This window comes from Pseudomonas sp. 7-41, assembly GCF_021233075.1.
GTDB lineage: Bacteria > Pseudomonadota > Gammaproteobacteria > Pseudomonadales > Pseudomonadaceae > Aquipseudomonas > Aquipseudomonas veronii.
Window position 1 is genome coordinate 6,314,178 of record NZ_CP089551.1, and the last position, 24,423, is coordinate 6,338,600.

Genomic DNA, 24,423 nt, shown 5'->3' on the forward strand with positions numbered 1-24,423 from the left:
ACACATTCAACTGTGGGAGGGGGCTTGCCCCCGATGGCGTCAGTCAGAGCACCACCGTTCTATTGGCATTCAAAAACACCCGCCGTTCAATGTGATACCCCACCGCCCGGGCCAGGGTCAGCCCTTCGATATCGCGCCCCTTGGCAATCAGATCCTCGGGGTAGTGGCTGTGATCCACCACCTCCACACCCTGGGCGATGATCGGGCCTTCATCCAGGTCGTTGTTGATGTAATGCGCCGTCGCGCCGACCAGCTTCACACCCTTGTTGTACGCCTGGTGATACGGCTTGGCGCCCTTGAACCCCGGCAACAACGAGTGGTGGATATTGATCGCCTTGCCATCCAGCTTGCGGCACAGCTCCGGCGACAGCACTTGCATGTAGCGCGCAAGGATCACCAGTTCCGCGCCGGTGTCTTCAATCACTTGCCACACCTGACGCTCCTGGGACGGTTTGTCGTTGGGGTCGAGGGCGAAGTGGTAGTAGGGAATCTGGTGCCAGTCGGCCAACGGTTTCAGATCGGGGTGGTTGGACACCACCGCGACCACGTCCATCGACAGTTGGCCGATACGCTGGCGGTACAGCAAGTCGTTCAGGCAGTGATCGGCCTTGGACACCATGATCACCACTTTGGGCCGATAGTTCGGCGCCGTCAGTTCGAAGACCATGCCAAAGGCTTCCCCGCGCGCGGCCAGGCCATCGCGGAACGCTTGCTCATCGAAACCCTCCGGCTGACGAAACTCCACGCGGATAAAAAAGCGCCCTGACAGCCGGTCATCGAACGAGTGGTGCTCGGTGACGTAGCAACCCTGCTCGAACAGGTAGCGGGTGACCGCGTCCACCGTGCCGAGCACGCTGGGGCAGTCGGCGGTCAAAATCCATGTATCGGGTGCGCGGCTCATGACAGGTCACTCCTCAAGCAAAGCCCCGCCTCACCCACCCCTATCCCTGTAGGAGCGAGCTTGCTCGCGAAAATCGTCAACGATAACGCGGGCATCCTGGATGACCGCAGTGCCCTTGAGGTTTTCGCGAGCAAGCTCGCTCCTACAGGGTGGCGGGTGAGGGGGGTGGGGGTCATATCAGGCTTGAACGCTCAGGCCGAATTCGGCCGAGGCATCCTGCAACCACAACCACCAGTAATCCGAGAAGCTGCGACGAATCACCAGCTCCCAAGTGTCTTCGGCGGTATGGCGGATCACCAGTTGCGACTTGGCGAACACCGTGCCCACCGCCTTGCCCACCGGGAAGTTGTTGGGGTGTACGTCGTAGCTGGTGGACTTCATCAGCACGTCGCGCACGTTCGGGCCGCGCAGTTCGAGGATCTGTTGGCCGCCGCTGACATTGACGATCTGGATATGCAGATCGCCCAGGGCGGCGCGCAGGTTTTGTTCGGCGGCGAATTCTTCACCGCTCGGCACCACCAGCAGCCACTCGTCCGGGCCGAGCCATTGCAGGCTGGTGTCGCCGTTGACGATCACCGTCAGCGCGCCGGGCAGTTCGATGCCCAGGGCCTTGTGGACGCCAGCGGCGAAGGCGGCGTCATGGCCGTCGCCGCGAATAGTCAGGTGGCCGAGCAGTTTCTTTTCACGCACGGTCACGCCGGCATTCTTGCGGCCCTTGCCGACCAGGCTGGCGAGGTCGGCATGGTGCAGCGACGACTCGGCCTTGGCCCCGGTGGTGGGGCGTTGTTGGTATACGTTGGCTGCTGTCATAGAGCACCTTTGCTGAATTCTGTTGTGTGGCTACTGGCGTCATCGGGGGCAAGCCCCCTCCCACATTTGGAATGTATTCCCCTGTCTCCCGATGGCGCGCCTCGGTCCATCAGATGTTCTGGCGGTCGCCTTTCGGATCAAAGAACACCGAGGACACAATCTCCGCCTCGATCACGCTGCCATCCGCTTGCGGCGAAAACACCCGCTCGCCGATGCGCTTCAAGCCGCCCTTGACCACCGCCAGCGCAAACGAATAACCGAGGGAGTTATGCGCGTAGCTGGAGGTGACGTGGCCGACCATCTTCATCGGGATCGTCTGCTTGGCGTCGAACACCAGTTGCGCGCCTTCCGGCAGCCACACCGCTGGATCGATCGGCTTGAGGCCGACCAATTGCTTGCGATCTTCGCGCACGCAGTCTTCGCGGTTCATCCCGCGCCAGCCGATCCACGAGAACGGCTTGGTACGGCCGACGCACCAGCCCATGTTCAGGTCGTCCGGGGTCATCGAGCCGTCGGTGTCCTGGCCGACGATGATGAAGCCCTTCTCGGCCCGCAGGACGTGCATGGTTTCGGTGCCATACGGGGTCAGGTTGTACTTTTTGCCGGCCTCGACGATTTGCTCCAGCACGCCCATGGCGTAGTCGGCCTGCACGTTGACTTCATACGACAGCTCGCCGGTGAACGAGATGCGGAACACCCGCGCCGGTACGCCGCCGACCAGGCCTTCTTTCCAGGTCATGAACGGGAAGCCGTCCTTGTCCAGGTCGATGTCGGTGACTTCGGCCAGCAGCTTGCGGCTGTTGGGGCCCGACAGGGTCATGGTCGCCCAGTGGTCGGTGACCGAGGTGAAGTAGACCTTGAGGTCCGGCCATTCGGTCTGTTGGTAGATTTCCAACCATTGCAGCACACGGGCCGCGCCGCCGGTGGTGGTGGTCATCAGGAAGTGGTTGTCGGCCAGGCAAGCGGTCACGCCGTCGTCGAAGACCATGCCGTCTTCTTTGCACATCAGGCCGTAACGCGCCTTGCCCACGTCGAGCTTGGTCCAGGCGTTGCTGTAGATGCGGTTGAGGAACTCGCGGGCATCCGGGCCCTGGATGTCGATCTTGCCGAGGGTCGACGCATCCAGCAGGCCGACGCTGTCGCGCACCGCCAGGCATTCGCGCTTGACCGCCGCGTGCAGGTCTTCACCGTTGCGCGGGAAGTACCACGGGCGTTTCCACTGGCCGACGTCTTCAAACTCGGCGCCATTCTTCACATGCCAGGCGTGCAGCGCGGTGTAGCGAACGGGCTCGAAGATGTGCCCACAGTGCCGCCCCGCAACCGCGCCGAAGGTCACCGGCGTGTAGTTGGGGCGGAACATGGTGGTGCCCATCTGCGGGATGGTCACGTTCAGCGAACGCGCCGCAATGGCCAGGCCGTTGACGTTACCCAGCTTGCCCTGGTCGGTGCCGAAGCCCAGCGCGGTATAGCGCTTGACGTGTTCCACCGACTCGAAACCTTCGCGGGTCGCCAGTTCGATGGCGGCCGCGGTGACGTCGTTCTGCAGGTCGACGAATTGCTTGGGCGCCCGTGCAGTGGCTTTCTCGTGAGGCACCTGGAACAGCGCCAGCGTCGGCTCTTCCAAGCGGTTCAAGGCTTTGGGCAGCGTGCCTTCCACCGGGCTAAAACCGGCTTCGCTGGCGGCGCGCACGCCCCCTTCAAAACCGTCCGCCAGGGAATCGCCCAGGCCGTAGACGCCGTTGATACCGCCAACGCACACGCGTTTTTGCGGTGCTTCGCCCGGTACAAAACCGAGGATGTCTTCGCGCCAGGTCGGCTTGCCGCCCAGGTGCGAGGCCAGGTGGACCACCGGGCTGTAGCCGCCGGAGCTGGCCACCAGGTCGCAGTCCAGCCACTCGCCGGGGCTGGTGACGGTATGCGCTTTGACATCGATGGCGGCAACACGGGCGCCGCTCACATGCTTGCTGCCACGGGCTTCGATCACGGCGCTGCCGGTGAGGATACGAATGCCTTTGGCGCGGGCTTCTTCCACCAGCGCGCCGCGTGGGTTATGGCGGGCATCGGCCACGGCCACCACTTTCAGGCCGGCTTCCAACCAGTCCAGAGCGACGCGGTAGGCGTGGTCGTTGTTGGTCGACAGCACCAGTTTCTTGCCCGGCGCCACGCCGTAACGGCGCACGTAAGTCGAGACTGCACCGGCGAGCATATTGCCCGGCACGTCGTTGTTGCCGTACACCAGCGGACGCTCGCACGCACCGGTCGCCAGCACCACGCGCTTGGCACGCACACGGTGGATACGCTGGCGCACCTGGCCGATCGGCGCACGGTCGCCGAGGTGATCGGTGAGACGCTCGTGAATGGTCAGGAAGTTATGGTCGTGGTACCCGTTGACGGTGGCGCGGGGCAGCAGCACCACATCCGGCAGGGCTTTGAGTTCGGCGATGACGCTGGCGACCCACTCGGTGGCCGGCTTGCCGTCGAGGCTTTCGCGCGAATCGAGCAACGAGCCGCCGAACTCTTCCTGCTCATCGGCGATGATCACGCGGGCGCCGCTGCGCGCAGCGGCCAGTGCAGCGGCCAGACCGGCCGGGCCGGCACCGACCACGAGCACGTCGCAATGCCGGTTGAAGTTGTCGTAGGTGTCCGGGTCGTTCTCGGTCGGCGAGCGGCCTAAACCTGCAGCCTTGCGGATGTACTTCTCGTAGGTCATCCAGAACGACTGCGGGTACATGAAGGTTTTGTAGTAGAAACCCGGTGGCATCAGCTTGCCGCCGACTTTGCCGAGAATACCCATCACGTCGTTGTTCACGCTCGGCCAGCCGTTGGTGCTGGTGGCGACGAGGCCCTGGTACAACGCCTGTTGCGTGGCGCGCACGTTGGGAATCTGGGTGGCTTCGGTGGCGCCGATCTGCAGCACCGCGTTCGGCTCTTCGGCACCGGCAGCAAAGATGCCGCGTGGGCGCGAGTACTTGAAGCTGCGGCCGATGATGTCGACACCGTTGGCCAGCAGCGCGGCGGCCAGGGTGTCGCCTTCGAAGCCTTTGTAGGTCTGGCCGTTGAAGCTGAAGGTCAGGACTTTGTTACGGTCGATCCGGCCACCGTTGGACAGGCGATTGATCTGGCTCATACCTTCGCTCCAGCAGCCTTGGCGGTGAATTGCGGCTTGGTGCCGATTTTGTAGGTTTCAAGAATTTCGTAGGTCAGCGTGTCGCGGGTCGCGTTGAAGTACTGACGGCAACCGGCGGCGTGAATCCACAGCTCGTGGTGCAGGCCCCGGGGGTTGTCGCGGAAGAACATGTAGTCGCCCCACTCTTCATCGGTGCAGGCGTTGGGGTCCAGCGGGCGTGGGATGTGCGCTTGGCCGGAGGCATGGAATTCCTCTTCGGAGCGCAGTTCGCCACAGTGAGGACAGAAGATATGCAACATAGGGAGTTTCTCCTGTTAGTGGGCGACGGCCGCAGCGCCGTGTTCGTCGATCAACGCACCGTTGTGGAAACGGTCGATGGAGAAAGGTGCGGCCAGCGGGTGCATTTCACCCTTGGCCAGGCTCGCGGCAAACACGTTGCCTGAACCGGGAGTGGCCTTGAAACCGCCCGTGCCCCAACCGCAGTTGAAGAACATGTTCGGCACCGGGGTCTTGGAGATGATCGGGCAGGCGTCCGGCGTGGTGTCGACGATGCCGCCCCACTGGCGGTTCATACGCACGCGCGAGAGCACCGGGAACATCTCGACGATGGCCTGGATGGTGTGTTCGATCACCGGGTACGAACCGCGCTGGCCGTAGCCGTTGTAGCCGTCGATACCGGCGCCGATCACCAGGTCGCCCTTGTCGGACTGGCTGATGTAACCGTGTACGGCGTTGGACATGATCACGCTGTCGATAATCGGCTTGATCGGCTCCGACACCAGTGCTTGCAGCGGGTGCGATTCGATCGGCAGGCGGAAACCGGCGAGCGAAGCCATGTGCCCGGAGTTACCGGCCGTGACTACACCGACGCGCTTGGCGCCGATAAAGCCTTTGTTGGTTTCGACGCCGATGCACACGCCGTTTTCCTTGCGAAAGCCGATCACTTCGGTCTGCTGGATCAAATCCACTCCGAGGGCGTCGGCGGCGCGGGCAAAGCCCCAGGCCACGGCATCGTGACGGGCCACGCCGCCGCGCCGTTGCACGGTGGCGCCCATCACCGGGTAGCGGGTGTTCTTCGAGCAATCCAGGTACGGAATCTCGTCCGCGACCTGTTTGGCGTTGAGCAGTTCGCCGTCCACGCCGTTGAGGCGGTTGGCGCTGACGCGACGTTCGGAATCGCGGATGTCCTGCAGGGTGTGGCACAGGTTGTAGACGCCGCGCTGGGAGAACATCACGTTGTAGTTCAGGTCCTGGGACAGGCCTTCCCACAGTTTCATCGCGTGTTCGTACAGGTGCGCCGACTCGTCCCACAGGTAGTTGGAACGCACGATGGTGGTGTTGCGCGCGGTGTTACCGCCGCCCAGCCAGCCCTTTTCGACCACGGCGACATTGGTGATGCCGTGCTCCTTGGCCAGGTAGTAGGCGGTCGCCAGACCATGCCCGCCACCGCCGACGATGACCACGTCGTACACCTTTTTAGGGGTCGGCGTGCGCCACATCTTCTGCCAGTTTTCGTGGTGGCTGAGTGAGTGCTTGAAGAGGCCGAAGCCCGAGTAGCGTTGCATAGTCATTACTCCAAAACCGCGCTCAGCGATAAACCGGGAAATCAGCGCACAGGGCCGACACGCGCTTGGCCACGTCGGCCTCGACATCGGCGTCGCCGAGGTTGTCGAGGATGTCGCAGATCCAGCCGGCCAGCTCGATGCATTGCGGCACCTTGAAACCGCGCGTGGTCACCGCCGGCGTGCCGATACGCAGGCCCGACGTCACGAACGGCGACTGCGGGTCATTCGGCACGGCGTTCTTGTTGACGGTGATGTGGGCGCGACCGAGAGCGGCGTCCGCGTCTTTACCGGTGAGGCCCTGGCGAATCAGGCTGACCAGGAACAGATGGTTATCGGTGCCGCCGGACACTACATCGTAGCCGCGTTTGATAAACACGCCGGCCATGGCCTGGGCGTTGTCGATCACTTGCTGCTGATAGGCCTTGAAGCCAGGCTCCTGGGCTTCCTTGAAGCACACCGCCTTGCCGGCGATGACGTGCATCAGCGGGCCGCCCTGGGCGCCAGGGAATACAGCGGCGTTGAGTTTCTTTTCGATCGTTTCGTTGGCACGCGCCAGAATCAGGCCGCCACGCGGACCGCGCAGGGTCTTGTGGGTGGTGGTGGTGACCACGTCGGCGTAAGGCAGCGGGTTCGGGTACAGACCGGCGGCCACCAGGCCGGCGACGTGGGCCATGTCGACGAACAGCAGCGCACCGACCTTGTCGGCGATCTGACGAAAGCGTGGGAAATCCAGGGTCTTGGAGTAGGCGGAGAAACCGGCCACCACCATCTTCGGCTGGTGCTCCACGGCCAGGCGTTCGACTTCGTCGTAGTCGATCAGCCCGGTGTCGGTGTTGATGCCGTATTGCACCGCGTTGTACAGCTTGCCCGAGGACGACACTTTGGCGCCGTGGGTCAGGTGGCCGCCGTGGGCCAGGCTCATGCCGAGGATGGTGTCACCGGCGTTCAACAGCGCCAGGTACACCGCGCTGTTGGCGGATGAGCCGGAATGCGGCTGCACGTTGGCGTAGTCGGCGCCGAACAACTGCTTGGCGCGCTCGATGGCCAGGGCTTCGACCTTGTCCACATGCTCGCAACCACCGTAGTAGCGCTTGCCCGGGTAGCCTTCGGCGTACTTGTTGGTCAGGCCGCTGCCCTGGGCTTGCATCACGCGCTTGCTGGTGTAGTTCTCCGACGCGATCAGCTCGATATGATCTTCCTGCCGCTGCTCCTCGGCATTCATCGCCGCGAGCAGTGCATCGTCATAACCCTGGATCTGGTCTTGTTTGCTGAACATCGCGTCTCTCCCAGCCTTTCGTATTGTTAAGGCCCGTGCAGGGCCCTTTGATGCGATGGTAGGGCTGGCGCCGGCAGGTCAAATGCCTACGGACGCCACGCAAAGGTGCGTTTACGACATTGCTGGAACAACGCAGAACAAATGTGGGAGGGGCGGTGCGACGGTTCGACTTGCCCCCGATAGCGGTGGATCAGCTTGCACATGCCGTGGCTGACACACCGCTATCGGGGGCAAGCCCCCTCGCACACTGATTAGGCGATGATTTGACGGACGAGTAGCAGCAGCAGGAAATGCACAGGATAGAGGGCATAGGCCCAGCGCCGCATTGCCGGCGGCGTGGCGTTTTTGACATGTCGCAACAGGACCAGGCCGGCCAATGGCGCGATCAGGCATGCCGCCAACCCCATCCACGCCACCGGCGTGCCGCTATCAAGCAGGATTTGCCATTGATTGGCTGCCACACACAGCAGCCCCGGAAATACGCTGAAATACCATCGCCGACGAAACACCAACACCATCGCCCACGGCAGCAATACACCGAAGAAACCGAACATCAACTGCGTGGAAAACACAGCGCCTATCGCCAGGGCAATCAGCGCCAATCCTCGATCAACCAGCGCCTTCTGCTGCCATCCTCGGGCAACCAGCAGGCCCAACGCCAAGGTGGGCAACACATTCAACGTATCGGCATCTTCGATGAACAGCCGGTACGGCACTTCACTGATCAGGCTGAACAACAGCAACCAGCCCAGGTAACGCCAGCGGCCGCTCACCGGCGCGTCTCGCACCCGATGCACATTCGCCGCAATCGCCAGGCAAAACCACGGGAACGCCAGGCGCCCCGGCACATACAGGCCATCCAGGCTCAACCCGACATAACGCAAGTGGTCCAGCACCATGCTCAGCAGCGCCAGCCACTTGAGCAAATCCAAGGCGCCATCGCGGACACGTCCGACAGGAATCGTTTCAGTAGCGTGCATAATTCCCCAGTGACTTTGCATTTACAGTGCGTGTGCACCCCGGACAATCTTGGTTAAAGTGTGCACCAACATCGACCACAGGAATGGGCCATGACCGACAAGAGCCAACAATTCGCCAGCGATAACTATTCCGGCATCTGCCCGGAAGCCTGGGCTGCCATGGAACAAGCCAACCACGGCCATCAGCGCGCCTATGGCGATGACGAATGGACCCACCGCGCCGCCGACGGTTTCCGTAACCTGTTCGAGACCGACTGCGAAGTGTTCTTCGCCTTCAACGGCACCGCCGCCAACTCCCTGGCGCTGTCGTCGCTGTGCCAGAGCTACCATAGCGTGATCTGCTCGGAAACCGCCCACGTCGAGACCGACGAATGCGGCGCCCCGGAGTTTTTCTCCAACGGTTCCAAGCTGCTCACCGCGCGCACCGAAAACGGCAAGCTGACCCCGGAATCGATCCGCGAGATCGCCCTCAAGCGCCAGGACATCCATTACCCCAAACCCCGCGTGGTGACGCTGACCCAGGCCACTGAAGTCGGCAGCGTGTACACCCCGGACGAAATCCGCGCCATCAGCGCCACCTGCAAAGAGCTCGGCCTGAACCTGCACATGGACGGCGCGCGCTTCGCCAACGCCTGCGCGTTCCTCGGCTGTTCGCCGGCCGACCTGACCTGGAAAGCCGGGGTGGATGTGTTGTGCTTCGGCGGCACGAAAAACGGCATGGCCGTGGGCGAAGCGATTCTGTTCTTCAACCGCGCACTGGCCGAAGACTTCGACTACCGCTGCAAACAGGCCGGCCAGCTCGCGTCGAAGATGCGCTTCCTCTCTGCGCCGTGGGTGGGCCTGCTGGAAAACGACGCCTGGCTCAAACACGCGCGCCACGCCAACCACTGCGCGCAGATGCTGAGCAGCCTGGTGGCGGATATTCCCGGCGTGGAATTGATGTTCCCGGTGCAGGCCAACGGCGTGTTCCTGCAACTCTCGGAACCGGCGATCGCCGCGCTGACGGCCAAGGGCTGGCGCTTCTACACCTTCATCGGCAAAGGCGGCGCGCGCTTCATGTGTGCGTGGGACACCGAGGAAGAACGCGTGCGCGAACTGGCGGCGGATATTCGCGAAGTGATGGGCGCGTGAAACGACGGCCCGCGTCGCAGGCTCATGACCTGCGACGCGGGCCTGCAGCAACTTGCAGGCTCATGATTTAACGCCCAGCGCCTACCGCTCGCGCATCTCGCTCACACACGTATGCTCACAAGGCCTTCGGCTGAAGCGCTTGCCATTCATCAATAGGGCCACGGTTGGTGAGAAGGGTCCCGCCGTTGAATTTCACCGCCAGTTTATTTACCGCGTTCAAGGCCGTCGTCACCGCCCCTTCCGCCCAGCCTCCCGTCCACGAAACATCGTCACCCGCAAGAATGAAGCCGTCGGGGTTCGCGCTCGACACACCGTTCATGAACTGAGAAAACAACAAGCGCTGGTACTCGTACTGTCCCGGCAGGTTCATTTTGAACGCGCACAGGAAAAACGGCTGCTCTTCCCAGTTGATTTCAACAAACGGGTTGGTCATGCCGAACTCAGCGGCCAGATTCAACTGATGAGGGGCATACACGCTGTCCAGCAGGGTTGTGCATAACTGCACGTGGGACGGCAGCGGCGCACTGCGATCACCCAGGAATTTGAGGGCGTCATCATTCCAGGTGTAAGACAAAAACAGGCCACTGCCGTTGTGAGGCCCCTGGCTCTCGCTATAGTCCAGCAGGTAGGTGCCGCGGGTGATTCGATCCGACAACGTCACACTCATCCTGTACTGCGAATCAGCCTCCATATCGGTCCAGAACGGTCGTTTGGTTTGCGCGAAGATTTTTGCCGACTGCATGTAATGGGTGTACATCACCGCTTCCCATTCCTTGCCGGATAACAGGTCATTCATCGCGTTGAAGCGGGCAGCGCCATCCATATAACGGAATTTGTCGAGGACCCGTTTGTGCGGGGTATAGACCACGGCAGGAAAGGTGTATTGGCGGTCGCTTCCCAGATTGTGATCAAACACCCACACGTCGAACTGGCCATCCGGCCGACGTAGGATCTGCCGCACTTCCTGTTTCAAAGGCTGAGCGATGACCTGGGTAGTCAGGCCTTGGACGGTGGTGCCCGCAGGCCAATGGACCATGGCGTCGCCGAAGGTATCCGGGGCACGCGTCCACAGCCGGTTTGGCAGCTCGCTGGAGCCGTCATACATCAGCTTGTGGTTGGTATCCAACCCGGTATACAGCACCCGTAACACCTCCAGGAAGCAGTTCGGGTAATCGGTATTCCAGCCGCCAGTGCCGAAGCCGATCTGGCCGAACAGATCGATATCTTCGCGACTCCAACCCGCCTGCTCGACCATCGCGGCAAAAAAACTGAGGTTGTCCCAACCCGCATCAAGGATCGCGTTCCACAAGGCTTTGATCCGGGCCTGATCAAGGCTGCCCTCGGACATTGCCGCTTCCATCTCAGTGAACTTGATCGGGTCCTGCTCAAGAAATACTTCGAATAGCTTGCGCTCGATCTCGGCGTAATCAACCGGCAGATTATCGCCTTCGTAATAAACCTGTTTTTGCTGGTAGTCGACGACCGTGCTGGGGGTAAAAGGCGACCCCGGATTGGGAAAATCCGTCGAGTTGGCCCGCATGCCAACTTTGTCGAAATAGTGCATCAACGCCTTGCCTGAAACAGGAAAGCGCATGGCACCCATTTCGCAGATAACACTGTTATCCGGATCTTGCGGATCACCCGCCACATAGGAATACAGGCGCCCACCGATGCGGCCACTGGCCTCTACTACCACCGGGTGCAACCCCATGCGCATGGCTTCATAGGCCGCGACCATTCCAGCGACGCCGGCGCCGACGATCAAGACCTGCTTGCCATAGGCCTGGCGGGATACCTGCGCCAACGGCGTGCCTAAACTGTCAGCCGTTTCAAGAAACCGGGCGTAATGAAAAGGAAAGTCCGGAACAAGTGCAGTGACATTCTTGGCAAGCAAGCGCGCTGCGCCTTTACTGCGGGAGGGGATAGCAGACATGGCAATCGTCCTTGGTATGTAATCAGGACGTCCACCTACTGCTTCAATGCGAAGGGCGAATACGACGTATGTGCTGCTCAGCGTAGATAATTGTAGGAAATGGCTCTATATCACTTGGAAATAAAAAGCCAATGCGTAATACAAGCCTTGCTTCAGAAGGCTTCAGGCAATCAGTTCAGAAATTCGTGAAGTGATTATTTGCAAATGCCGATTCAATAATCTTTTTAGTTACAAGACTCTTCATAGTCTCACTTAATAAAAACAGACCGTGATGCCTATGAACACGCCCCCCAACCGTTCGGCTGCTCCGCCATCCACCACACTGAAAATCGAAACCCGCTCCATTGACTACGTGCCGCGTAATGAGCGCCACGGCAAGGTCTGGCATCAGGCACCGTTCTGGTTCACCGGTAACTTCGTACTGACCACCCTGGTCACCGGGTTTACCGGCGCAGCGTTGGGGCTGAGCCTGGTGTACGCGATCCTGGCGATTGTCATCGGCGTGTGCCTGGGCACGTTCGCCATGGCATTCCACGCCAACCAGGGGCCGCGCATGGGTTTGCCGCAGATGATCCAGTCGCGGGCACAGTTCGGCCTGCGCGGGGCAATCGTGCCCTTTATCGCGGTGGTGTTCGTGTACATCGGCTTTAACGTGTTCAACGTGATTCTGGCGACCGACGCCATCAATACCGTGCTGCCCGGCAACCGCGCCCCGTGGTACGCCTTGATGATCATCCTGGCCGTGGTGATTGCCGTGATCGGCCACAACCTCCTGCACACCGTGCAACGCTGGCTGACCTACGTGATGATCAGTGTGTTCGCGGTCCTCACGGTCGCTGCCGTGATGAACCTGCAGGCCGACGCGGCGGTGGTCGACGCGCATTTTTCCTGGTCGGCCTTTCTGATCCAGCTTTCAGCCGCTGCCGGTTACCAGATCAGCTACGCCGTCTATGTCTCGGACTACTCGCGCTACCTGCCCCATGACACGCCGTCGCGCAGGGTCATCACCTGGACGTACCTGGGGGCTGCCAGTTCGGCACTGTGGCTGATGTCGCTGGGGGCGTTTCTCGCCTCGGCGCTGCCCTCACCCGACGCCATCGGCAGCGTGCAGGCGGTGGGCAACCAACTGCTTCCAGGGTTTGGCACCTTTACCGTGTTGATCGCAGTACCCGCGCTGGTTGGCATCATGGCGGTCAACTGTTACGGCGCCATGCTGACCGGTATCAGCGCGATTGACGGCTTCGTGTCGATCAAACCGGGCATCAAAGGGCGCATCGTGGGGATCAGCCTGGTGGGCGGGGTGATTTTCGCCATCGCCTTGAGTATCCCGCAGAGCTACCTGGAGAGTTTCAATACCTTCGTCTTGCTGATGCTGTATTTCCTGGTGCCGTGGACCGCCGTCAACCTCGCGGACTTCTATGTTGTCCGCAAGGGGCAATACGCAATCAGCGACATCTTCAACCCGGACGGGATCTACGGCCGCTGGTCGGGTGCCGGGCTTGTTTCCTATTTCCTCGGCCTGGGGGCGATGACACCGTTCATCTCCCTGGGGTTTTACCAAGGGCCCATCGCGAAGGCCTTGGACGGGGCTGATATTGCATTCGTAGTAGGCCTGGCAGTTTCTGCGATTGCCTACTGCCTGCTGTCGTGTACGCGTGACCTGACCGCTGAGCAACGCGCAATTGAAGCCAGCGAACGCCTGTTTGAAGGCGATGAGTCATGACACCGATACGCGTTGTCTGTCATCAATTGGAACCGCACCTGGGCGACACCGACTACAACCGTCGTCTGAGTGAAACGGCGATCCGCAGCGCCGCCGCCCTGGGCGCCCATGTGGTGGTGCTGCCCGAACTCATGCAAAGCGGCTACGCGTTCAATGACCTGGCAGAAGCCAGAGCGGTGTCGGAACCGCTCGACGGCCCGACGCTGTGTCTGTGGAAAGCCCTGGCTATCGAGTTGGGCTTGATCGTCGTCGCCGGCTTCTGCGAGCGTCTGAGTGCCGGCCGAGTTGCCAACAGCGCCGCGTTGATTGAGCCCGACGGTAGGCTGACGGTATACCGCAAGGCGCATCTGTGGGACCGCGAAAAGCTGATCTTCACCGCCGGCACTGCCCCGCCGCCGCTGGTGGAAACGGCTGTCGGGCGCATTGGCGTGGTGATCTGCTACGACCTCGAGCTGCCCGAGTGGGTCCGCCTGGCGGCCCTGGCCGGTACCGACCTGCTGTGCGCGCCAGTGAATTGGCCGGACAGCCCACGGCCCGCCGCCGAGCGCCCAGGCGAAATCGTCCGCGTGCAGGCCAACGCGGCGGTCAATCGGATGTTTATCGCCGCGTGTGATCGATACGGTGAGGAGCGCGGTGTGAATTGGGTGGGCGGCTCAGTCATTGTCGATGCGGACGGCTATCCGCTGGCCGGCGGGGTTTCCCATCAACAAGAACAGCGCCTGGTCGCCGACCTGCCGCTGCTACAGGCGCGGAACAAACACATTAGCGAGCATAACCACGTTCATCTGGACCGCCGCCCAGGGCTGTACTGAAACGCCTGGCGCCCGCGCAGGGCGCATGGGCGTGCCTAGAACTCAATCCGCACGTCGCCCTTCGGCACGCTGCAGCACGACAGGATGTAGCCCTCGGCTTCGTCTTCCTCGGTAATCCCGCCGTTGTGGTCCATCTCGACCTCGCCGCCCAGCTTGAGCACCTTGCATGTGCCGCAAATCCCCATGCCGCAGGCCTTGGGAATCAGCAGGCCGAGCTTGGCCGCAGCGGCGTGGACGGTTTCGCCCGGCGCCACGCGGATGCTCTTGCCCGAGGTGATGAACTCGACCTGATGCAGGTCCGCCAGGTCGATTTCCGGCGCATCGGCGGCTTGTTCGGCCTGTTCCACCGCATCGGCGCGGGCTTCCGCTGGCGTCGCGCCGAAGGACTCTTCGTGATAACGCGTCATGTCGAAACCCGCGGCTTCCAGCAGGCGCTTCACTGCGGTCATGTACGGCGTGGGGCCGCAGCAGAACACTTCGCGCTCCAGGAAGTCCGGCACCATCAATTCGAGCATCTTGTGGTTCAGGTAGCCGCGATACCCGGCCCAGGGCTCGCCCAGGCCGTGCTTCTCGCAGATCAGGTGCAGGCTGAAGTTGTCGATCCGCGAGGCCATGTGCTCCAGCTCGCGGTGGTAGATGATGTCTTTGGGCGAGCGCGCGCTGTGGATAAACGTCATGTCGACATTGGCGTTGGTGTCGTAGAACCAGCGCGCCATGGACATCACCGGGGTAATCCCGACGCCGCCGCTGAGGTACAGCACCTTGGGGCTTGGGAAGTCGATGGCATTGAACAGCCCGACCGGCCCGTGGACCGCCAGCTCCTGGCCCTCGTGCAGGGTGTCGTGCAGCCAGTTGGAGACCTTGCCGCCCGGCACGCGCTTGATCGTCACCGAGAAGCTGTAAGGCACCGACGGCGAGCTGGAGATGGTGTAGGAACGCATGATCGGCTGGCCGTCGATTTCCAGCTCCAGGGTGACGAACTGCCCCGGCTTGAAAAAGAACAGGATCGGCTGGTCGGCCATGAAGCAGAAGGTGCGAACGTCCCAGGTTTCCTGGATGACTTTGACGCAACGGACAATGTGCCGACCATTGGCCCAGGTCTGGGTGGTTACCGGATTCAGGAAGTTACTGGACATGCTGTTCTCCACCGCCGAGGCTCGGCCTTATGGTGGCGATTCTGCGTAACGCGAGAACCACCCATTTACCTATCTGCGACATTCACATACTTATCGCGACCAGCCCCCAACGACAGGGGGTTGCGCGTCGGGAACAGATTGGGCCATGTCGCCCATGGATAAGGTTCACCGCAACGGCGGCCGCACACTCGCTGCCAACAACGACACTTTCTTTACGCCTTGCACTGCACTAACCGTAGCCACTTTCGCCGGCCACACAGAATGGCCATGAGGACACACACGATGGACGTCACCGCAACCTTAAGCTTGGGCGATCCGCTGGAACCCGCACGCAAGGCCACCGCGCAGATGCTGCAAGAGCGCGAACGCACGTTCTCGCTGCCACAGCCGTTCTACTCTGATGAGCGGTTGTTTGATATCGATATGCAGGAGATCTTCCAGAAAGAATGGTTGATCGCCGGCATGACCTGCGAGATCCCCACCAAGGGCAACTTCCTGACCCTGCAAGTGGGCAAGAACCCGATCATCGTGATCCGTGGCGCCGATGGCGTGGTGCATGCGTTCCACAACGTCTGCCGCCACCGCGGTTCGCGCTTGTGTACCAGCGACAAAGGCAAGGTCGCCAAGCTGGTCTGCCCGTACCACCAGTGGACCTACGAACTGGACGGCCGCCTGCTGTTCGCCGGCACCGAGATGGGCGCCGACTTCGACATGAAGCAGTACGGCCTCAAGCCGATCAACGTGAAGACCGCCGGCGGCTACATCTTCATCAGCCTGGCGCAGAACCCGCCGGCCATCGATGACTTCCTGTCGACCCTGAACCACTACATGGAACCCTACGACATGGAAAACACCAAGGTGGCGGTGCAAACCACCTTGATGGAAAAGGCCAACTGGAAACTGGTGCTGGAAAACAACCGCGAGTGCTACCACTGCAACGCCTCGCACCCCGAGCTGTTGAAAACCCTGCTCGAGTGGGACGACGTCACCGACCCGCGCGCCGACCAGGCCTTCAAGGACCACGTGGCCGCCAGCGCCGCGGCCTGGGAAGCCGAAAAAATCCCTTACGCCCACGCCAGCTTCGGCCTGCGCAACCGCATCGTGCGTATGCCGCTGCTCAAGGGCACCGTGTCGATGACCCTGGACGGCAAACAGGGCTGCAAGAAGTTGATGGGCCGCATCAAGAACCCGGACCTGGGCTCGATGCGTATCCTGCACCTGCCACACTCGTGGAACCACTGCATGGGCGACCACGTGATCGTGTTCACCGTGTGGCCGATCAGCGCCCAGGAAACCATGGTCACCACCAAGTGGCTGGTCCACAAGGACGCGGTCGAAGGCGTGGACTACGACGTGGAGCGCATGCGCCAGGTATGGGACGCCACCAACGACCAGGACCGTCGCCTGGCCGAAGAAAACCAGCGCGGGATCAACTCCACCGCCTACCAGCCGGGCCCCTACTCCAAGACCTATGAGTTCGGCGTGGTGAACTTCATCGACTGGTACAGCGAGCGCATGTTGAGCAACCTCGGCGCGGCGCCGGCGCCCTACCTCAAAGGCGTGGCCGCCCAGTAACCATCCCTGTGGGAGCGGGCTTGCTCGCTCCCACATTGGGTTGCGCACTGATCAAAATTTGTTCAAGCACACTGAAGCCCTCTCGCCGCCTGCCCTCCAGCCTTTGCCCAACAACTTATCCACAGAGCCACCCACAGCAATTGTGCGCAAGTGCGCCTGCCCGCCGAAATTAAATCAAGAAAATCCGTGACTTATTCGACTTGGCCGTTTTAAGGCGCCACTGATCAATTTTTGAACAACTCCGTGTAAGCCATATGAACCGTGCCCTGTAGCGGTACGCGAACACCTTATCCACAGAAGCACCAACAGACTTTGGGGGCAACTTTGACGCGGGTGTGGAAAACCCCTTCAAACCTTCATAAACCGGGCTATCCACGCGTTTCAGCGGGCAAATGCGCGCAATTGATCAAATTTCGATCAGCCTAGCGTAAGCCTTTATTTATAAGGACTGCAGCGGTAAGCGAACATCTTATCCACAGAAGCGCCAACAGACTTTGGGGGAAACTCTGCGCGGGGTAATCGCTGTGATCACACAGAAACCCAAGGAAAAACCGAGGGTTAGCCTGGTCGTTTTTTGTACGGAGGGCTGCAGGGCTTGATTTACAGGGGGTGTGGACAACCGCGAACAGGTTATCCACAGACGGGTCAACAGGGATTGTGGGTAAGCCATTCTCCCCGTTGCGGCTCAGCGAACCACGCCTTCCTCAAGCAACAACTTGAGAATCGCTTCAGCACCCGCTTCAGGGCTGAGGCCCTTGAGTACCTGCCCGCCGCCACCACTGGCCTTGGCCGTGGCCGCCTTCATCCGGTCCGCGCCGCTCTTGGCCTTGATCACCTTGAGCCGCTTGGGTCGTGGCTTGGCCGGTTGCAACACGGCGCCTGTGAATAACTCGTCCGCTTCAACCTCGACCTCGTGGGCCGCCAGTTCGCCGCGTTGCGCCGGGCCATAGGCGCTCTGCCGAGGCTTGGGCGCAGCGTTATCCACCGTGGCCAGAAACGGCAGGCGCACCTTCAAGCGCCGCCGCTGCCCACGGGGCAAGGCTTGCAGCACCAGGGCCACGCCGCTCTCGATGGACTCCACCTGCGCCAGCCCGACAATCAGCGGCCAGCCGAGGTGTTCGGCGAGCAGGAACGGCAACATCCCCGAACCTTCGCCGGTTTCGGCCTGGCTACCGGTGAGCACCACCTGGGCACCGGCGTCGCGCAGATACTCACTGAGCACCGGCAAGGCATCGGCGCCAGGCGGTTGTTCGAGCACATGCAACTGCGCCAGCCCCATGCCCAGGTAGCTGCGTAGCGTGGGTTCGGCGATGTCGCCGGCATGCAGCACCTGCAACTTATCCCCAGCCATTTGCAGGCCCAACTCGACCGCGCGCGCATCCTGCTCGGCGCGGCGCGGGCGCCCGGAGGTGGGGTGGGCGCCGATGGAGACCAGACTGATTACCTGCGTGTTCATGCCCTTATCCTTTGCTTAAGCCGCATCGCGCTTGGCGCCGTGGCGGTAGGCCTCGACCGCGGCGATCAAGGCTTGCAGAATCGCGGCGCTGTCGCCGATCACCGAGAGGTCGGCACGCTTGATCATGTCGCAGCCGGGGTCGAGGTTGATCGCCACCACCTTGTCGCAGGCGCCGATGCCTTGCAGGTGCTGGATCGCCCCGGAGATACCGACGGCCACATACACCCGCGCCGTGACCCAGGTGCCGCTGGCGCCGACCTGGCGATCGCGGGCCATGAAGCCATCGTCCACCGCGACGCGCGAGGCGCCTTCGGTAGCGCCCAGGGCGGCGGCGGTCTGGTGGAACAGCGCCCAGTCCTTCACGCCGTTGCCGCCGGAGAAAATAAACTCGGCTTCAGCCATCGGAATCGCCGCCGGGTCCACCGCCACCGCGCCGAGGTCTTCGATACGCGGCAGGCTGCGCGCCAGGGCTGTGGATAACTCCACGGGCAGCACTTCATGCCGAGTGTCGCTGACCGGATCGGCGCATTCGGCAGCCGCCAGGATCAGGCGCGGCAACGGCCGGGCCACGTCTTGCTGACCCGCACCTGCACGGCCGATGCACTGCTCGCCCTGGATCTGCCAGACCCGCGTGGCCGGGCGCTCGTTGAGGCTGGCGGCAAAACGCCGACCGAGTTCGCCGCCACCGCTGCGGCTGTCCGGCAGCAACCAATGGCGCGGGCTGAACTGGTTATCCACAGCCCGCAGGCCCTGCACGCGTTGCTCCGGTGAATAACCGTCGAAGGCATGACCTTCGAGCACCAGCAGGCGGTCGACGCCGGCCGTGGCAAATGCGTTTTCCTTGTGTTCGCCAAACACCACGGCCAGCACCGCACCGTCGCTGCCGGCGAGTTGCCGGGCCAGGCCGAGCAGGTCACGGTCGTGGCTGCTCAGGCGGCCGCCGACCATGTCCGGCACCACGTTGATGTAGAACGCGGGCGCCGCCACCTGATGCAGCGGCAACTGCACCGCCACCGCCGCCGTGCGCTTGGCCGCCCCGCCCTGCTGGGCACCGCTGCGGTCGATGCGCTTGATGCCGTTGGGGCCGATAAAACCGACACCATGGACGTTCTTGCGGATGACGCCGTTGGGCCCCATCCAACTGTGTTGCACCGGCTGCATCGCCGCATGCAGCGGGTGCAGGCGGTTACGGGCGATCCATTCGGCGCGTGGGTCGCGGCGGATAATGTCGCTCATCAGTGTACCTCCGCGGGTTCACGCGTGATCGGGGCTTTGGCCGGCGCCGGCTCGTCGAGCAAGGCATCGGCCACCAACTCGGCGATGTCCTTGATCAGTGGGCGCGGTTCGACCACGCCTTCGAGCATCGCGGTGCATTGCGGGCAGCCCACGGCCACCAGCTCGGCGCCGGTTGTGCGGATGTCGTCCATCCGCATATCGGGGATGCGTTGCTTGCCCGGAATGTCGGTGATCGGTGCGCCGCCACCGCCACCGCAGCAGCGTGAGCGGTAGCCCGAGCGTTGCATCTCCTTGACCTCGATCCCCAACGCGCGCAGCACCTGGCGCGGCGCCTCGTATTCGCCGTTGTAGCGGCCCAGGTAGCACGGGTCGTGATAGGTCACGCTGCTGCCTTTGTGCTGGCCCAGGTTCAGCGCGCCGTCGCCGATCAGCTCGGCCATGAAGGTGCTGTGGTGCTGTACGACATAGTCACCGTTGAAGGCGCCGTATTCGTTTTTCAGCACATGGAAACTGTGCGGGTCGCAGGTGACGATGCGCGTGAAGTTGTACTTGGCCAAGGTCTGGATATTGCGCGTGGCCAGCAGTTGGAAGGTCGCTTCATCGCCCAAACGACGGGCGACGTCGCCGCTGTCGCGCTCTTCCAGGCCGAGCACGGCAAAGTCGACCTTGGCCGCTTTCAGCACTTTGACGAAGGCGCGCAGGGTGCGCTGGTTGCGCATGTCGAAGGCACCGTCGCCGACCCAGAACAGCACCTCGCAGCGACCTTTTTCGCTGAGCAACGGCAGGTTCAGATCCGCCGCCCAGTTCAGCCGACCGCCCGGTGCGAAGCCGCCGGGGTTGTCGGTGGCGATCAGGTTTTCGAGGACTTCGGCGCCCTTGTTCGGCGTGGCGCCTTTTTCCAGGGTGAGGTGGCGGCGCATGTCGACGATGGCGTCCACGTGCTCGATCATCATCGGGCACTCTTCCACACAGGCGCGGCAGGTGGTGCAGGACCACAACGTGTCGGCGTCCACCAGGCCGTTGACGATCGGTTGGTGCGGGTTGCCGCGGTGTTCACCGATCGGTTTTCCAGGATAAGCGCTGCCGGCGAACTTGGCATCGGTGCCGCCGGCCAGGCCGACCACCATGTCCTGAATCAGCTTTTTCGGGTTCAGCGGCTGGCCGGCGGCGAACGCCGGGCACGCCGCTTCGCACTTGCCGCACTGCACGCAGGCGTCGAAGCCGAGCAGTTGGTTCCAGGTGAAGTCCTTGGGTTTTTCCACCCCCAGGGGCGCGCTTTTATCGTTCAGGTCCAACGGTTTCAAACCGGTGGAACGGCCCCCGCCGAAGCGCTCGGCGCGGCGGTGCCAGGCCAGGTGCAAGGCACCGGCGAAGGCGTGCTTCATCGGCCCGCCCCAGGTCATGCCGAAGAACATTTCCGACACGCCCCACAGCACACCCACGCTCAACAACGCGGCCAGCAACCAGCCGCCGAAGTCAGCGGGCAGCACCCCGGCCACCGGCAGCGTCACCAGGAAGAAGCTCACAGAAAACGCCATCAGGCTTTTCGGCAGGCGCATCCACGGGCCTTTCGACAGGCGCGACGGCGGATTGCGCCGGCGCAGATAGACAAACGTGGCGCCGACAAACATCAGTACCGACGCCAGCAGCAAGGCAACGCCGAGGATGCGGTTATGCAGGCCGAAACCATGCACCAGGACCGCCAGCAGCGCCGACAGCACAAAACCCAGCGCCGTAGCGACGTGGGTGTTGGCGATGTATTTGTCGCGGGCGACCACGTGGTGCAGGTCGACCATGTAGCGCTTGGGCATGGCCAGCAGGCCTTTGATCAGGTCGACCTTCGACGCCCGCCCACGGCGCCACATGGCTGCCCGCCGCAGTGCGCCCAGAACAGCAAGGCCCAGCGCCGCGAACAGCAGAATCGGAAGAAGAGTATTCAACATGGTGAAGCTCCCACAGACCACACGGATCTACTGTGAAACCGGGTCTGAATGTGGGAGGGAGCTTGCTCCCGATGGCGGACTGTCAGTTGATACAGCTGCAGCTGACCCACCGCCATCGGGGGCAAGCCCCCCTCCCACATTTTCAGACCGAGTACACATTGGTTCGGTGTCGGGTCAGAAATCCTTGCACAAGCGCAGGGCGTCATAGATCGCGGCGTGGGTATTGCGCTGCGCCACACAGTCACCGATACGGAACAGCAAGTAGCCCTCGCCCGCTTCGCTCAGGCACGGTTGCGGCTTGATCGCGAACAGCGCTTCGATGTCCATCTGCCCCTTGTTGCGCGAGCCGGGCTTGAGGGCGTAGTAGATCTCCTCATCGGGACGCACGCCGTTTTCCACCACCACTTGATCGACCACCCGCTCCTCTTTGGCGCCGGTGTATTCGTTCTCCAACACCGCCACCAGCTTGTCGCCTTCGCGGTAGACCTTTTCCAGCATCATGTCGCCGGTCATGATCACTTCCTTGGGGTACATGCTGCGGTAGTAGGTCGGGAACGACGTACCGCCGATGGCCACGCCGGGCTTGATGTCGTCGGTGACGATCTCGACCTGGCTGCCCTTGTCCGCGAGGAAATCGGCCACCGACATGCCGGTGAATTCGCAGATGGTGTCGTAGACCAGCACGTTCTTGCCCGGCGCGACTTTGCCGTCGAGCACGTCCCAACTGCTGACCACCAGGCCTTCGGCCGCGCCCCAGTGTTCGTTCTGCTCCAGGAACGGATGCCCGCCCACCGCCAGCACCACCACATCCGGGCGCAGGTCGAGGATGGCCGCCGCGTCCGCCGCCACGCCCAGGCGCAGGTCGACGTTCAACCGCGCCAGTTCCAGCTGGAACCAACGGGTGATCCCGGCGATCTGGTCGCGCTGCGGGGCTTTGGAGGCGGTAGTGATTTGCCCGCCGATAAAGGCTTTTTTCTCGAACAGGGTCACGTCGTGGCCACGCTCGGCGGCGACGCGCGCAGCCTCCATCCCCGCTGGCCCGGCGCCGACCACCACCACCTTGCGCTTGGGCCCGGTGGATTTGTCGATGATGTGCGGCACGCCCATGTATTCACGGGAGGTCGCGGCGTTCTGGATGCACAGCACATCCAGGCCCTGGTACTGACGGTCGATGCAATAGTTGGCGCCGACGCACTGTTTGATCTGGTCGATCTGGCCCATCTTGATCTTGGCGATCAGGTGCGGGTCGGCGATGTGGGCGCGGGTCATGCCGACCATGTCCACATAGCCGCCTTCGAGGATGCGCGTGGCCTGGTTCGGGTCCTTGATGTTCTGCGCATGCAGCACCGGGGCCTTGACCACTTCCTTGATCCCGGCCGCCAGATGCAGGAACGGCTCCGGTGGATAACTCATGTTCGGGATGACGTTGGCCAGGGTGTTGTGGGTATCGCAACCCGAGCCGACCACACCGATAAAATCGAGCATGCCGGTGTCGTCGTAATACTTGGCGATCTGCTTCATGTCCTCGTGGGACAAGCCGTCCGGGTGGAACTCATCGCCGCACAGGCGGATGCCGACGCAGAAATCCGGGCCGACTTCAGCCCGCACCGCCTTGAGCACTTCCAGGCCGAAACGCATGCGGTTTTCAAAGCTGCCGCCCCATTCGTCGGTGCGCTTGTTGACCCGCGGGCTCCAGAACTGGTCGATCATGTGCTGATGCACCGCCGACAGCTCCACGCCATCCAGGCCACCGGCTTTCGCCCGGGCTGCCGCGCTGGCGTAGTTGCCGATCACGCGCCAGATCTCTTCCGGCTCGATGGTCTTGCAGGTCGCACGGTGTACCGGCTCGCGGATGCCCGAGGGCGACAGCAGAGTCGGCCAATGCTCGCCGTCCCAGCGCGAGCGGCGGCCCATGTGGGTAATCTGGATCATGATCTTGGCGCCATGCTTGTGCATGGCATCGGCCAGGTTCTGGAAGTGCGGGATGATCCGGTCGTCGGCCAGGTTCACCGATTTCCACCAGCCTTGCGGGCTGTCGATCGCCACGCTGGAAGACCCGCCGCAGATGGCCAGGCCGATCCCGCCCTTGGCTTTCTCTTCGTAGTACTTCACATAGCGGTCGGTGGTCATGCCGCCGTCGGTGGCATACACCTCGGCGTGGGCGGTACTGAGCACGCGGTTGCGGATGGTCAGTTTGCCGATCTGGATCGGCGCGAACATTGCTTCGAAAGCCATGGCAGGGTTCCTCGACTTACAACGGCTTGACGGTGAACAGGCCGTCGTCATGGCCCTCTTCGGAGCCGCCGTAGACTTGTTCGGCCACGGTGCGAATAGTGCTGCCGCGCGCTTGCAGGATCTGGTCCATGGCCCCGGCAAACCAGCCGGTGAACATGTAGTCGACCTTGCGCCCGACCTTGCCGTACACGTAGACGAACGCCGAGTGTTCGAGCTTGACGCTGGCGGTGCCTTTGTCGAGGTCGATGTCCTGGATCTTGAACAGGCCCCAGCCGCGTTGCGACAGGCGCTTCATGTAGTGCTCGAACACCGCCACGCCTTCAAGGCCATGGCATTCGGCTTCTTTTTCACACCAGTGCCAGGCGGATTTGTAGCCGGCCTTGTAGAGGATCGCGGCGTAGGCCTCGGCACCGAGCACCTCTTCGATACCCATGTGGTTGTTGACGAAGAAATGACGCGGTACGTACAGCATCGGCAGGGCGTCGGAGGTCCAGACACCGGTTTCGCTGTCGACTTCGATAGGCAATTGCGGGGCGATCTTGGCCATGGAAACTTAACTCCAGAAAATTCGTAGTGGTGTTGCC

At 62.3% G+C, this 24,423-nt stretch carries 18 protein-coding genes; 4 read left to right on the forward strand and 14 right to left on the reverse strand.

All coding sequences use genetic code 11. The features are described from left to right. Nucleotides 1-43: 43 nt before the first annotated feature. The 7 genes from purU to LQ249_RS28880 form a co-directional block, all read right to left on the reverse strand. Nucleotides 44-901: a formyltetrahydrofolate deformylase gene (gene purU / locus LQ249_RS28850; protein WP_017847874.1), complete on the reverse strand. Its 858-nt coding sequence runs from the start codon at nucleotides 899-901 to the stop codon at nucleotides 44-46. 177 nt (nucleotides 902-1,078) lie between these two features. Continuing rightward, complete coding sequence (locus LQ249_RS28855) at nucleotides 1,079-1,711, reverse strand: sarcosine oxidase subunit gamma (protein ID WP_046487905.1); 633 nt, start codon at nucleotides 1,709-1,711, stop codon at nucleotides 1,079-1,081. Between the two features lie 109 nt (nucleotides 1,712-1,820). Then, nucleotides 1,821-4,838 carry a sarcosine oxidase subunit alpha gene (locus LQ249_RS28860; protein ID WP_046381816.1) on the reverse strand — a complete coding sequence of 1,006 codons (3,018 nt, stop codon included), beginning with the start codon at nucleotides 4,836-4,838 and terminating at the stop codon, nucleotides 1,821-1,823. Further along, entirely contained in the window at nucleotides 4,835-5,137 is a 303-nt protein-coding gene (locus LQ249_RS28865) for a sarcosine oxidase subunit delta (RefSeq protein WP_017847877.1), read from the reverse strand. Before LQ249_RS28865 ends, LQ249_RS28860 begins: the two co-directional genes overlap by 4 nt. Before the next feature lie 15 nt (nucleotides 5,138-5,152). After that, the gene (locus LQ249_RS28870; protein WP_003209185.1) at nucleotides 5,153-6,403 is read right to left on the reverse strand and encodes a sarcosine oxidase subunit beta; all 1,251 of its coding nucleotides are present in this window, start codon (nucleotides 6,401-6,403) and stop codon (nucleotides 5,153-5,155) included. 22 nt (nucleotides 6,404-6,425) lie between these two features. After that, the gene (glyA, locus tag LQ249_RS28875; protein ID WP_017847878.1) at nucleotides 6,426-7,679 is read right to left on the reverse strand and encodes a serine hydroxymethyltransferase; all 1,254 of its coding nucleotides are present in this window, start codon (nucleotides 7,677-7,679) and stop codon (nucleotides 6,426-6,428) included. A gap of 251 nt (nucleotides 7,680-7,930) precedes the next feature. Then, nucleotides 7,931-8,659, reverse strand: a complete 729-nt coding sequence (locus tag LQ249_RS28880; protein ID WP_199918206.1) for a TraX family protein — start codon at nucleotides 8,657-8,659, stop codon at nucleotides 7,931-7,933. A 90-nt stretch (nucleotides 8,660-8,749) separates the two neighbouring features. Between LQ249_RS28880 and LQ249_RS28885 the strand changes: the two genes are divergently transcribed. Next, a complete protein-coding gene (locus tag LQ249_RS28885) occupies nucleotides 8,750-9,790 on the forward strand; it encodes a threonine aldolase family protein (RefSeq protein ID WP_128192631.1) in 1,041 nt (346 codons plus the stop codon). Between the two features lie 115 nt (nucleotides 9,791-9,905). Here the strand turns inward: LQ249_RS28885 and LQ249_RS28890 are convergent, their stop codons facing one another. After that, a complete protein-coding gene (locus LQ249_RS28890; RefSeq protein ID WP_057003921.1) occupies nucleotides 9,906-11,723 on the reverse strand; it encodes a flavin monoamine oxidase family protein in 1,818 nt (605 codons plus the stop codon). A gap of 277 nt (nucleotides 11,724-12,000) precedes the next feature. Between LQ249_RS28890 and LQ249_RS28895 the strand changes: the two genes are divergently transcribed. Together LQ249_RS28895 and LQ249_RS28900 are read left to right on the forward strand one after the other, a co-directional pair. After that, nucleotides 12,001-13,446 carry a purine-cytosine permease family protein gene (locus LQ249_RS28895; RefSeq protein WP_169881929.1) on the forward strand — a complete coding sequence of 482 codons (1,446 nt, stop codon included), beginning with the start codon at nucleotides 12,001-12,003 and terminating at the stop codon, nucleotides 13,444-13,446. After that, entirely contained in the window at nucleotides 13,443-14,258 is an 816-nt protein-coding gene (locus LQ249_RS28900; protein WP_232566063.1) for a nitrilase-related carbon-nitrogen hydrolase, read from the forward strand. The genes LQ249_RS28895 and LQ249_RS28900 overlap by 4 nt, the downstream gene beginning before the upstream one ends. 35 nt (nucleotides 14,259-14,293) lie before the next feature. Here the strand turns inward: LQ249_RS28900 and gbcB are convergent, their stop codons facing one another. After that, the gene (gbcB, locus tag LQ249_RS28905) at nucleotides 14,294-15,394 is read right to left on the reverse strand and encodes a glycine-betaine demethylase subunit GbcB (protein ID WP_017847881.1); all 1,101 of its coding nucleotides are present in this window, start codon (nucleotides 15,392-15,394) and stop codon (nucleotides 14,294-14,296) included. A 282-nt stretch (nucleotides 15,395-15,676) separates the two neighbouring features. Here gbcB and gbcA point away from each other — a divergent pair, with 282 nt between their 5' ends. Beyond that, entirely contained in the window at nucleotides 15,677-16,969 is a 1,293-nt protein-coding gene (gene gbcA, locus LQ249_RS28910; RefSeq protein ID WP_017847882.1) for a glycine-betaine demethylase subunit GbcA, read from the forward strand. Between the two features lie 685 nt (nucleotides 16,970-17,654). Here the strand turns inward: gbcA and etfB are convergent. The 5 genes from etfB to LQ249_RS28935 form a co-directional block, all read right to left on the reverse strand. Continuing rightward, on the reverse strand, nucleotides 17,655-18,425 hold the full coding sequence (gene etfB / locus LQ249_RS28915; RefSeq protein ID WP_046487910.1) for an electron transfer flavoprotein subunit beta: 771 nt from the start codon (nucleotides 18,423-18,425) through the stop codon (nucleotides 17,655-17,657). 15 nt (nucleotides 18,426-18,440) lie between these two features. Then, entirely contained in the window at nucleotides 18,441-19,661 is a 1,221-nt protein-coding gene (etfA, locus tag LQ249_RS28920; RefSeq protein WP_046487912.1) for an electron transfer flavoprotein subunit alpha, read from the reverse strand. Beyond that, entirely contained in the window at nucleotides 19,661-21,604 is a 1,944-nt protein-coding gene (gene dgcB / locus LQ249_RS28925) for a dimethylglycine demethylation protein DgcB (protein ID WP_046381809.1), read from the reverse strand. Before dgcB ends, etfA begins: the two co-directional genes overlap by 1 nt. 174 nt (nucleotides 21,605-21,778) lie before the next feature. Then, nucleotides 21,779-23,839 carry a dimethylglycine demethylation protein DgcA gene (gene dgcA, locus LQ249_RS28930; protein WP_046381808.1) on the reverse strand — a complete coding sequence of 687 codons (2,061 nt, stop codon included), beginning with the start codon at nucleotides 23,837-23,839 and terminating at the stop codon, nucleotides 21,779-21,781. 16 nt (nucleotides 23,840-23,855) lie between these two features. Further along, complete coding sequence (locus tag LQ249_RS28935; RefSeq protein WP_017849540.1) at nucleotides 23,856-24,386, reverse strand: DUF5943 domain-containing protein; 531 nt, start codon at nucleotides 24,384-24,386, stop codon at nucleotides 23,856-23,858. Between the last annotated feature and the right edge of the window lie 37 nt (nucleotides 24,387-24,423).

Excerpts from the sequence above, each read along its gene's own strand:
- gbcA (WP_017847882.1), top strand. The coding sequence starts at position 15,677 with ATGGACGTCACCGCAACCTTAAGCTTGGGCGATCCGCTGGAACCCGCA.
- gbcB (WP_017847881.1), bottom strand. The coding sequence starts at position 15,394 with ATGTCCAGTAACTTCCTGAATCCGGTAACCACCCAGACCTGGGCCAAT.
- LQ249_RS28865 (WP_017847877.1), bottom strand. The coding sequence starts at position 5,137 with ATGTTGCATATCTTCTGTCCTCACTGTGGCGAACTGCGCTCCGAAGAG.
- LQ249_RS28895 (WP_169881929.1), top strand. The coding sequence starts at position 12,001 with ATGAACACGCCCCCCAACCGTTCGGCTGCTCCGCCATCCACCACACTG.
- etfB (WP_046487910.1), bottom strand. The coding sequence starts at position 18,425 with ATGAACACGCAGGTAATCAGTCTGGTCTCCATCGGCGCCCACCCCACC.
- glyA (WP_017847878.1), bottom strand. The coding sequence starts at position 7,679 with ATGTTCAGCAAACAAGACCAGATCCAGGGTTATGACGATGCACTGCTC.
- LQ249_RS28900 (WP_232566063.1), top strand. The coding sequence starts at position 13,443 with ATGACACCGATACGCGTTGTCTGTCATCAATTGGAACCGCACCTGGGC.
- LQ249_RS28855 (WP_046487905.1), bottom strand. The coding sequence starts at position 1,711 with ATGACAGCAGCCAACGTATACCAACAACGCCCCACCACCGGGGCCAAG.
- LQ249_RS28860 (WP_046381816.1), bottom strand. The coding sequence starts at position 4,838 with ATGAGCCAGATCAATCGCCTGTCCAACGGTGGCCGGATCGACCGTAAC.
- LQ249_RS28880 (WP_199918206.1), bottom strand. The coding sequence starts at position 8,659 with ATGCACGCTACTGAAACGATTCCTGTCGGACGTGTCCGCGATGGCGCC.
- LQ249_RS28885 (WP_128192631.1), top strand. The coding sequence starts at position 8,750 with ATGACCGACAAGAGCCAACAATTCGCCAGCGATAACTATTCCGGCATC.
- LQ249_RS28935 (WP_017849540.1), bottom strand. The coding sequence starts at position 24,386 with ATGGCCAAGATCGCCCCGCAATTGCCTATCGAAGTCGACAGCGAAACC.
- LQ249_RS28870 (WP_003209185.1), bottom strand. The coding sequence starts at position 6,403 with ATGCAACGCTACTCGGGCTTCGGCCTCTTCAAGCACTCACTCAGCCAC.
- LQ249_RS28890 (WP_057003921.1), bottom strand. The coding sequence starts at position 11,723 with ATGTCTGCTATCCCCTCCCGCAGTAAAGGCGCAGCGCGCTTGCTTGCC.
- dgcA (WP_046381808.1), bottom strand. The coding sequence starts at position 23,839 with ATGGCTTTCGAAGCAATGTTCGCGCCGATCCAGATCGGCAAACTGACC.
- dgcB (WP_046381809.1), bottom strand. The coding sequence starts at position 21,604 with ATGTTGAATACTCTTCTTCCGATTCTGCTGTTCGCGGCGCTGGGCCTT.
- purU (WP_017847874.1), bottom strand. The coding sequence starts at position 901 with ATGAGCCGCGCACCCGATACATGGATTTTGACCGCCGACTGCCCCAGC.
- etfA (WP_046487912.1), bottom strand. The coding sequence starts at position 19,661 with ATGAGCGACATTATCCGCCGCGACCCACGCGCCGAATGGATCGCCCGT.